Source organism: Hydrocoleum sp. CS-953, from assembly GCF_002260545.1.
Taxonomy (GTDB): domain Bacteria; phylum Cyanobacteriota; class Cyanobacteriia; order Cyanobacteriales; family Microcoleaceae; genus Trichodesmium.
The window spans coordinates 1-9,365 of record NZ_LGSU01001291.1 but is presented as its reverse complement, the minus strand read 5'-3'; the positions used below and the strand labels follow the sequence as shown (position 1 = coordinate 9,365).

Below are 9,365 nucleotides of genomic sequence, written 5' to 3'. Positions count from 1 at the left end.
GGTCGAGTTTTTCGAGTGCTTCAGAAAATGAACAGACTATTGCGACATCCGCAATAATTAATTAAGAGGAAAAGTTAGGCAGCCTCAGGGGTCGAGTTTTTTGAGTGCTTCAGAAAATGAATCAACTATTGCGACATCCGCAATAATTAGCAGAAAAACTAAGGTAGTCTCCGAGGTCGAATTTTCGAGTGCTTCAGAAAATGAATCAACTATTGCGACATCCGCAATAGTTAATGAAGAGGAAAAAATAAGTCAGCCTCCAAGGTCGAATTTTCGAGTGCCTCAGAAAATGAACAGACTATTGCGGATGTCGCAATAGTTAATTAAGAGGAAAAAATAAGTCAGTCTCCAAGGTCGAATTTTCCAAGTGCCTCAGAAAATGAGCAGACTATTGCGGATGTCGCAATAGTTAATTAAGAAGGAAAAGTTAGGCAGTCTCCAAGGTCGAATTTCCGAGTGCTTCAGAAAATGAAATGACTATTGCGACATCCGCAATAGTTAATTAAGAGGAAAAGTTAGGCAGCCTCCAAGGTCGAATTTTTCGGAAGCTTCAGAAAATGAAGAGACTATTGCGACATCCGCAATAGTTAAAGGAAAAACTCAAGCAGTCTATGAAATGACATCTTTACTTTGACTATTTTGGCATCCCTATCCTTTTATCAAAATAATTGAGTCGTGTAACCCTACCTTTGAAGACAAAATATTTTTGCAGGATTGCTCACCCATCCCCGCAACAAAAACAACTTCTGACTTTTAACTTTGGTAACCTTTAGTTGTGTGCTATTTCAAGAAAGTATTAGGTAGTAAGTTCAAAAAGATAAAGATTCAACCCCAAAAAATTTTAGACAACCTACAGACAGTGAAGTTAACAACCTAATTCTCATCAAAATATTCTAGGATTATAACCTTGCACATACTACCTTTCGAGCATAGCAACGATAAATATTTAACTAGAGATAAGATTAGATATACTTTACGGATTTAAGAGCTAATCAACTGTACTACCTAAGTATTAAGACTGGTACAGAAAAAGCAAATAAAATAATGAACCAAAACCGCATCCAAACCTATATAAATCTCATTCAAAAACTCTTAAGTACCCCCACAGAAAAAACAAGTCAAATCCTAGCAAGCAACCAAGACTTATTAGATAAAGGATTACTCCAAACAATAATAATGGTAGCTCATAAATCAGGAGAAAAAGGAAACCAAGAAGTTAAAGAAATCCTACTCACCTTAGCAGTACAACTATCAGAAAAATTAGAAATATCAATTACAGAAAACACCTCAGCAACAGCAACCCCTTTAGAATATTTAGAATTCTTAACCCAGGTATTACAAGCAACCCACGAAAGCAAAAACAATCCTCAAATTATTCACCATATTTTGCAAGAAAACCTCAACAAACTAGACCAAGGTTTAGTAGAAACCTTGGAAACTTGGGCAACCTCAACTTTAAAAGAAATAAAACCAGAAGAAGCTCATCAAATTGCTGTAGATATAGTAAATTTTAGTAATCAGATACAAGAGTTTTCTCTTGGAAACAAAGCCAATAATTTAGAAATAGCAATTACTGGATATAAAACAGCATTAACTGTTTACGATAATTCTTCTCAATCCCATAATTGGGTAAGCATTAAAAACAACCTTGCTACTGCCTACCTACACAGAATATATGGAGAAAAATCTGAAAATATTGAACAGGCGATAGAAATTTATCAACAAACATTGAACCTAATAGATAAAAAAGATAATTCTCAAGACTGGGGAATTACTCAAAGTAATTTAGGTAATGCTTATAGCTTTAGAATTGAAGGAGATAAAACCAAGAATATTGAGGAAGCGATCGCTGCTTATCAACAAGCACTAGAAATTATTACGAAAGAAAACTATCCTCAAAAATGGGCGACTATTCAAAATAATTTAGCAAATATCTACTTAACTAGAATTGCAGGAAATTTCGAGGAAAATATTGAATTAGCAATAGACGCTTATCAACAAGCATTACAAGTTATTACTCAGTCAGAAAATTCTCTNAAATTATTACGAAAGAAAACTATCCTCAAAAATGGGCGACTATTCAAAATAATTTAGCAAATATCTACTTAACTAGAATTGCAGGAAATTTCGAGGAAAATATTGAATTAGCAATAGACGCTTATCAACAAGCATTACAAGTTATTACTCAGTCAGAAAATTCTCTGGATTGGGCAATAACTCAAAGTAATCTAGGTAATGCTTATCTAAATAGAATAGCAGGAAACTTAGAGAAAAATATTGAATTAGCAATAGACGTTTATCAAAAAGCGTTACAAGTTATTAATCACGAAAATCAACCTAACCACTGGGCAAATATTCAAAAGAATCTTGGCACAGCTTACTTAAATAGAGTCAGAGGAAAAGTAGGCGAAAATATTGAATTAGCAATAGCAGCTTATCAAGAAGCGTTAAAATTTTTTACTGTAGATAATCTCTTAGATTGGGCGATAATTTCAATTAATCTCGGCGCTGCCTACCTAAATAGAGAAACGGAAAAGAGAGCTGAAAATATCGAACTAGCAATTAAATTTTATCAACAAGCACTGGAAGTTATTAATCCAGAAAAATTTACTTTATGGTGGGGAATTATTCACAAAAATCTTGGAGATGCTTATGGTTATAAAGCCACAGAAGATATTGCTAATTTTCAACAAAATATTGACTTAGGTATTAGAGCATATCAAGAAGCATTAAAAATTTTTACTGTAGAAAAATTTCCACTAGAGTGTCTACAGATTTATCGAAAATTAGGAGATTTAGAATTTAAGCAAGAAAACTGGCAACTTGCTATTGAAAATTATCAAGTAGCAATTAATTTCCTAGAAATGACTCAAAGTTTGGCAAAAAGTGAATCATCTTACCAAGAGATTTTAGCCGAATCAATTTATATTTATGGCAATATCGTAGAGTGTTATGTAAATATTGGGCAGTATGAACAAGCATTAGAATATGTAGAAGCTTCTCGCTCCCGTCGTTTAGTAGAATTGATAACTATTAATGACATTTATCAAGATGTTGAAAAGTCACCAGAAGTAGAAGAATATTATCATCTACAACAACAAATTAATCAACTAAATTTTGATGTTAGTAGAATTAATAAACCTATCACAGTAGGAACTCAGTTTACCATCAAAGAAATTGAATCTGAGAGCCTAGAAAAAATTTCCATATTGAGAGAAAAACAGCAACAACTTTGGGAAAAAATTAGGAGTAGTAATCGTGTATTGGCAGAACAATTACAAGTTACATCCCTAAGTTTTACAGAAATTCAGCAGTTAATTAAGGATGAGGAAACTGCTGTTCTTGATTTTTATTCCACTAGCAACAATACTTATATATTTATCCTGACTCAGCAGGAACTTAATGTTCATATTTGTCAACGAGAAGGAATTGAAAATCTACAAAATTGGATACATCATAATTGGTTAAAACTCCATGGTAAAAATACCAGTGAGTGGCAGAATCAGATGGAAAATTTTCTCTCAGAATTAGCAAATAGATTAGGATTAAATCAACTAATTGAACAACTAGCTGAGGTAAAAGAATTAATTATAGTCCCTCATTTATATCTACATCAAATACCTTTTGCTGCTTTACCAGTTATTAGGCAAAAAGAAACCAAATATTTTTGTGATTACTTCCGTTTAAGAGTTGTACCTAGTTGTCAAATTCTCAGTTATTGTTCAGAGCGAATACTAATTCCTAATCCTCGTAAAATGGCAATTGTNCATCAAATAATTCAGGTAACTGCCAAGTAAGAATTTTACTCAGAGGTATATCTACATCAAATACCTTTTGCTGCTTTACCAGTTATTAGGCAAAAAGAAACCAAATATTTTTGTGATTACTTCCGTTTAAGAGTTGTACCTAGTTGTCAAATTCTCAGTTATTGTTCAGAGCGAATACTAATTCCTAATCCTCGTAAAATGGCAATTGTAGAAACTCCTATAGATAATAGGTTTTATACAAGATATGAATCCGAAAATTTAGCAAATATGCACTTAATTTCTCCCCAAAAACGTCTCCAATATAGCCAAGCAACAATTAATAATTACCACAACTTTATTCAACAAGTACAAGTGCTACACTCCAGTCATCTTTCTAGTACAAATATCGTCAACCCTTTAGCATCAAAACTCAAATTATTTGATGGGGATATACCTCTGAGTAAAATTCTTACTTGGCAGTTACCTGAATTATTTGATGTATTTCTTTCTAGTTGCGACATTAATCTAAATGAAACTGAAATTTCCGACGATATCCTGACATTTGCTACTGCTTTTATTAGTGCAGGTGCCCGCCATGTAATTAGTTCATTATGGTCAGTGGAAGATTTAACTAGAGCATTATTTTGCCTTTTCTACTATCAACATCGCCAAAAATATAAGCGTTCCGAAGCATTAGAAAAAGCTCAAAATCAACTTCGGTATTTAACAGGAACTCAACTTAGTAGTTACAAAAAGCAATTAGAAGAATATCTAGAGCAATATATGAAACACGAAAATTCAGAAAAAATTCAACAACAAAAAGAAAAGTTATCATGGTTTTCTCAGCAGAATTTTCCATTTATTCATCCTTATTATTGGGCAGGTTTTATTTCCCAAGGTATTTCTTAAAACATTTATCAGTTAACAGTTATTATTCATAGGAATAGGGGGAGACTTCAAAAGCTGATAGCTGTTTGCAGAACATTCCGGAATAAAAATGCTAATAGCTCAATACTTACTTATTCTCACTTAATATCATGTCCTTTGGTATCGGAGCCTTTCATTAATTGATAATGGATAATGGATAATTGATAATTACCTCTGGTTAAAACTGAGAGGATTGAATATCAGGAAATATAATTTCTTTTTTCCCCTATCCAAGGGGATGCTTTAAACCAGAATCATTTAATAATTAATAATTGGGTAAAAAGCAGGAAAAAAGAAAGCTTAAATTCCTTATAGAACCCATTTGGTATCTCTACCAAAATTCAATTAACTTTTTAGCAGGAGTGACCCTTACGAGAAAAAGGTTGAAAAATATTTCAATATACCTCATCTCCCCTACTCCCCTACTCTCCTTGTTCTTCCTTTTCGGAAACTGCTTTCAGAACCCTACTTACAGTAGCTGGAACCTCATTAATACCAGTAGCAAGCTGAGTAGGTACAGCATTCAATGTACCAGCCAACTTACTAGCGATACTATTAATAGAACCAGCAATTTGAGCAATTAACTCCTCCTTAGAAGGTAGATCGGCGATCGCTTTAACTTGATCTTGAGTCAGCACTCGCCCTTCCATGACGCNGAGTAGGTACAGCATTCAATGTACCAGCCAACTTACTAGCGATACTATTAATAGAACCAGCAATTTGAGCAATTAACTCCTCCTTAGAAGGTAGATCGGCGATCGCTTTAACTTGATCTTGAGTCAGCACTCGCCCTTCCATGACGCCACCCTTAAATTCTGTTTTCTTGGTGGCTTTTTGGAAGTCTTGGTATGCCTTAATGGCACCGCCAATATCATCCTTCAAGAAAAGGAAAGCATTAGAACCTGCAAGTAACTGTTCCATAGGTTGCCAGTTACTATCTTCTTTAACGGCAATTCCCATCAAAGTATTTTTAGTAACTGAACAAACGCTACCTGTAGGTATTAGTCTCCTGCGGAGATCTGTAATCTCAGCAACAGATAATCCTTGATAATTAATCACCAGGGTTAGTTGACTTTCACTCAAGTTTTGCTTGATATCTGCCAACATTTCCTGTTTTTGTTCTTTAGTTTTGCCCATATTTATCACCTGCTTTATAAAACTGATACAATTTGTCACATAATCTGACAAATTGATGTTTACTTCCTGCTGTACGGACGTTGCATGCAACGTCCGTACGAGGCCGTAGACGGTTGCTCATCCACAGGCATTGACGGTCAAGCCCACCGCATTTATCAGATTCAAGCTCCTTGACAAATCAAAAGCCCCGGCAGATTTTGGTATCTGCCAGGGCTAAGAATTATAAAATCCAAATCAAGCAATTAAATTAGGGTCTTTTACAAAACCCTCTATTGTTGTCTTTGAATAATTAACTCTTGAACCTCGGCAGGAAATTAAGCTATTAGCACCTACTGTCTTCAGCTCTTTGATTTTGATTATTTAGCTTGAAAAATCTCAATAAATTGAAATTAAGCTGCTTCCGTTAATTTTAGATCCCGCAAACTATTAACTTCAATTTCTATTGAAGGCCCCATTGTTGATGATATAAATACACTACGCCAGTAGCGACCTTTAGCACCAGAAGGACGGTTGCGGTCAATACACTCTTGTAGAGCTTTTAAGTTTATCAGTAAATCTTCTGCTGAAAAAGAAGCTTTACCAAACATAACATGAACAATACCAGTTCGGTCTGCCCTAAATTCTAACTTACCTGCTTTAAATTCGTCAATTGCTTGTGCCAGGTCAAAAGTTACAGTACCGCCTTTCGGGGATGGCATTAAACCTCTCGGTCCGAGTAAACGACCTAGTTTTGCTACTTGAGGCATCACATCAGGTGTAGCGATTAACCTGTCAAAATCCATCATACCTTTACTAATTTGTTCAATTAGCTCTTCTGAACCTGCTAAGTCTGCTCCTGCTGATAGAGCTTCGTTAACTTTCTCACCCTTAGCAATGACGGCAATTCTAATTGTTTGACCTGTTCCCTTCGGCAAGGCTACTGTAGTTCGTAGTTGTTGATCTGTATATTTAGGATCGATTCCTAAACGAATATGAGCTTCTGCTGCTTCTGGAAATTTTGCTGTAGCTGTTTCTTTTAAAAGTTGAAGTGCCTCTTCTGGTTCATAAGCTCGCTCTTCTACTTTTTTTCTTAGTTCTTCTAATCTACGAGAGACTTTTTTTGGCATTTAATCCTCCTGGGGTACCTAACGAAGCTCTGCTTCTCCCCCTATATTTTTTACTTTCAGTTTGACTTTTATTAGAAATTGAATTAATAGTTCATAAAAATATGGTCAAATATGACATATCCTTAATTAATTTTGCAGGTATTACTCTGACTGGGTGAATTACACACCCTCTATCCCATGGTCAAAGAGATTAAAGTTTTAATTCTGACTCTGCTGATTAATTCTCAAATTATTTGCATATATAAGGGAAGTGCCTTTTTGGAGTCTTTAATAAACTACCAGTTCAAGACTCTAAAATTCTCATCCAGGTTAGTATAAAGAGCATACTAAAGATTAAAAAATTGCTCCCCTACTCCTCTACTCCCTAACTCCCCTACTACTTAATCAGCGATCGTAATACCCATATTTCTTGCTGTACCTGCCACAATTTTCATTGCAGCTTCAATGTCATTAGCATTGAGGTCTGGCATTTTTGTTTGGGCAATTTCTTGGAGTTGAGCCTGTGTAATAGAGCCTACCTTTGTCTTATGTGGTTCACTAGAACCACGATCTACCCCTGCTGCTTTTTTAATTAAAACTGCTGCAGGTGGAGTCTTCAGAACAAAAGTAAAACTACGGTCTTCATAAACTGAGATTTCTACTGGTACTACTGTACCCGCTTGGTCTGCAGTTTTGGCGTTATACTCCTTACAAAACGCCATAATATTCACACCATGCTGACCTAGAGCTGGACCAATAGGCGGAGAAGGGTTAGCCTTTCCTGCCGTAATAGCCAACTTAATCAGCGCCACGACTTTTTTTGCCATTAGTTATGTTTTTCTACCTGATTAAACTCTAATTCTACAGGCGTATCGCGTCCAAAAATGGATAATAGCGCCTTCAATTTACTTCTTTCTGGACTTACCTCAATTACATCACCTTCAAAGTCTTTAAATGGCCCTGAAAGTACCGTAATATGGTCTCCTTCTGCCACTGTTACTTTTAGCATAGGCTCTTGCTCTTGAGCTCGCTTAAAGATCCTCTCTACTTCTGAAGGACTTAGAGGTAATGGTTTAACATGACCGCGACCCCTTCCATAGCGACGCTTTTGTTCAGCCCCTACAAAGTTAATCACATTTGGGGTACTTTTGACAACCTGCCATGCTTCGTCATCAATTCTCCATTCTTTTGGTTCCTCATGCCAATTTAGCTTCATTTGTACTAATACATAGCCAGGAAAAACTTTTTCTTCACTATGTTGACGACTACCATCTTTACGAAGCCTAATTGCAGGTATATGAGGAATCTCTATTTTCAATATTTTATCTGTAACATCAAGAGTTTGAATCCGCTGAGATAAATTAGCTTTAACCCGTTTTTCACAGCCAGAGGCAACTTGTACTGCATACCACCGCAGCTCTCCTTTTTTAAACTCTTTAGTTTCTTCTCCTCCTTGTTCTGATTGTTTTGTCTCTTGTGTTTCTTCTGAATATAAATTCATCCAAACACCACCCCGGCTGCCCAACTAAAGAACTCATCTACTAGGTAAATGATTGTTGCTGAGAGAATAACCATCAATAGTACAGCAACAGACTCACTTATAAGTTGTTCTCTGCTTGGCCATACTACTTTATCTAGTTCTCCTTTTGTTTCTTGGAAAAAAGTTACAGGACTAAAACCTTCCTTATTTTCTTGTACTTTTATATCCTCTTTTTTGGCCACAATAATTACTTTCTCCCCTTAGTTTGTGATGTTATGTCATCACTCATGCTTATGCTATAACGGTAGCTCTCTCAACCTCATAGTTCAGGCTTTGCTGCTTAAAAAGCCATCGACTAATCAAGGCTCTACAAGAAGCAAAAATAAAACCCACAGAAACTCTTTCCACCGGGTTAAAGTTTCATTAGATACTCAAGGACGAATGTGCTAGTCTTAAGTTTTCCAACCCGTCCATTTGAAAGTTTCTGAGTGTTTCCCAGCAATAAACTTAGTTAGTTGCTACAAAATCAAAGATTAAAAGTCCCGTTATGCTTTAGATAGCACCAGCCTCGAAGGCCGAACCTCTTTCCGTTCTGAATGATTGCTTCAAAGACTGCAATTCTCAGCCCAACAACCTTATTTATACTAGCAAATTTCAGGTATAAATGCAACATTGATTTATGTTGACCAATTCGCTCTTTTGTTCTCTCCTTTCGAAGCCAAGACGATTATTCTACCAATGTTTTGATTAATCTTTGGGTCAGGGAAACTTATTTGAAATAGAGAGTCCCTTAGCAGAAGATTAAGTTTTGTTCCAGTCACCTCAGCATCTTAGAGGAAAGGAAAAAGTATTTTTAACTTAGTGATTCAGCGCGCCCGGAGGACTCGAACCCCCGACATCAGGTTTTGGAGACCTGCGTTCTACCAACTGAACTAAGAGCGCATAGTTGAGGTATTAGATTTTATCTAATCTACCTCGACAACTTTTGTT

7 protein-coding genes, 1 tRNA gene, 1 pseudogene and 1 other annotated feature are annotated in these 9,365 nt (G+C 35.7%); of the genes and pseudogenes, 3 read left to right on the top strand and 6 right to left on the bottom strand.

Annotated features, from left to right (window positions below; all coding sequences use genetic code 11):
- The first annotated feature begins 100 nt into the window (after positions 1–100).
- From AFK68_RS23115 to AFK68_RS23100, 3 genes and pseudogenes are all read left to right on the top strand, one after another.
- Positions 101–319: a hypothetical protein gene (locus AFK68_RS23115; RefSeq protein ID WP_094675440.1), complete on the top strand. Its 219-nt coding sequence runs from the start codon at positions 101–103 to the stop codon at positions 317–319.
- Positions 320–2,039: 1,720 nt separating this feature from the next.
- Positions 2,040–3,766: pseudogene (locus AFK68_RS46165) on the top strand (tetratricopeptide repeat protein); the annotation flags it as partial.
- A 61-nt stretch (positions 3,767–3,827) separates the two neighbouring features.
- Positions 3,828–4,655, top strand: a complete 828-nt coding sequence (locus AFK68_RS23100; RefSeq protein ID WP_094675434.1) for a CHAT domain-containing protein — start codon at positions 3,828–3,830, stop codon at positions 4,653–4,655.
- 674 nt (positions 4,656–5,329) lie between these two features.
- Here the strand turns inward: AFK68_RS23100 and rplJ are convergent.
- The 6 genes from rplJ to AFK68_RS23065 all read right to left on the bottom strand — a co-directional run.
- Positions 5,330–5,810 (bottom strand): 50S ribosomal protein L10 (rplJ, locus tag AFK68_RS23090; RefSeq protein WP_143438162.1); only part of this gene is annotated, 481 nt, incomplete at its 3' end.
- A 170-nt stretch (positions 5,811–5,980) separates the two neighbouring features.
- Positions 5,981–6,170: a sequence feature (ribosomal protein L10 leader region), on the bottom strand.
- 29 nt (positions 6,171–6,199) lie between these two features.
- On the bottom strand, positions 6,200–6,916 hold the full coding sequence (gene rplA, locus AFK68_RS23085; protein ID WP_094673751.1) for a 50S ribosomal protein L1: 717 nt from the start codon (positions 6,914–6,916) through the stop codon (positions 6,200–6,202).
- Between the two features lie 380 nt (positions 6,917–7,296).
- Positions 7,297–7,722: a 50S ribosomal protein L11 gene (gene rplK, locus AFK68_RS23080; RefSeq protein WP_094673750.1), complete on the bottom strand. Its 426-nt coding sequence runs from the start codon at positions 7,720–7,722 to the stop codon at positions 7,297–7,299.
- Positions 7,722–8,396: a transcription termination/antitermination protein NusG gene (nusG, locus tag AFK68_RS23075; RefSeq protein WP_094673749.1), complete on the bottom strand. Its 675-nt coding sequence runs from the start codon at positions 8,394–8,396 to the stop codon at positions 7,722–7,724. The genes rplK and nusG overlap by 1 nt, the downstream gene beginning before the upstream one ends.
- Complete coding sequence (gene secE / locus AFK68_RS23070) at positions 8,393–8,617, bottom strand: preprotein translocase subunit SecE (protein ID WP_094673748.1); 225 nt, start codon at positions 8,615–8,617, stop codon at positions 8,393–8,395. Before secE ends, nusG begins: the two co-directional genes overlap by 4 nt.
- Positions 8,618–9,245: 628 nt before the next feature.
- Positions 9,246–9,317 (bottom strand) — tRNA-Trp (locus tag AFK68_RS23065).
- Positions 9,318–9,365: the final 48 nt, after the last annotated feature.

What these genes read in the sequence shown, in the direction of transcription:
- rplK (WP_094673750.1), bottom strand. Translation starts at nt 7,722, where the DNA reads ATGGCAAAAAAAGTCGTGGCGCTGATTAAGTTGGCTATTACGGCAGGA.
- nusG (WP_094673749.1), bottom strand. Translation starts at nt 8,396, where the DNA reads ATGAATTTATATTCAGAAGAAACACAAGAGACAAAACAATCAGAACAA.
- rplA (WP_094673751.1), bottom strand. Translation starts at nt 6,916, where the DNA reads ATGCCAAAAAAAGTCTCTCGTAGATTAGAAGAACTAAGAAAAAAAGTA.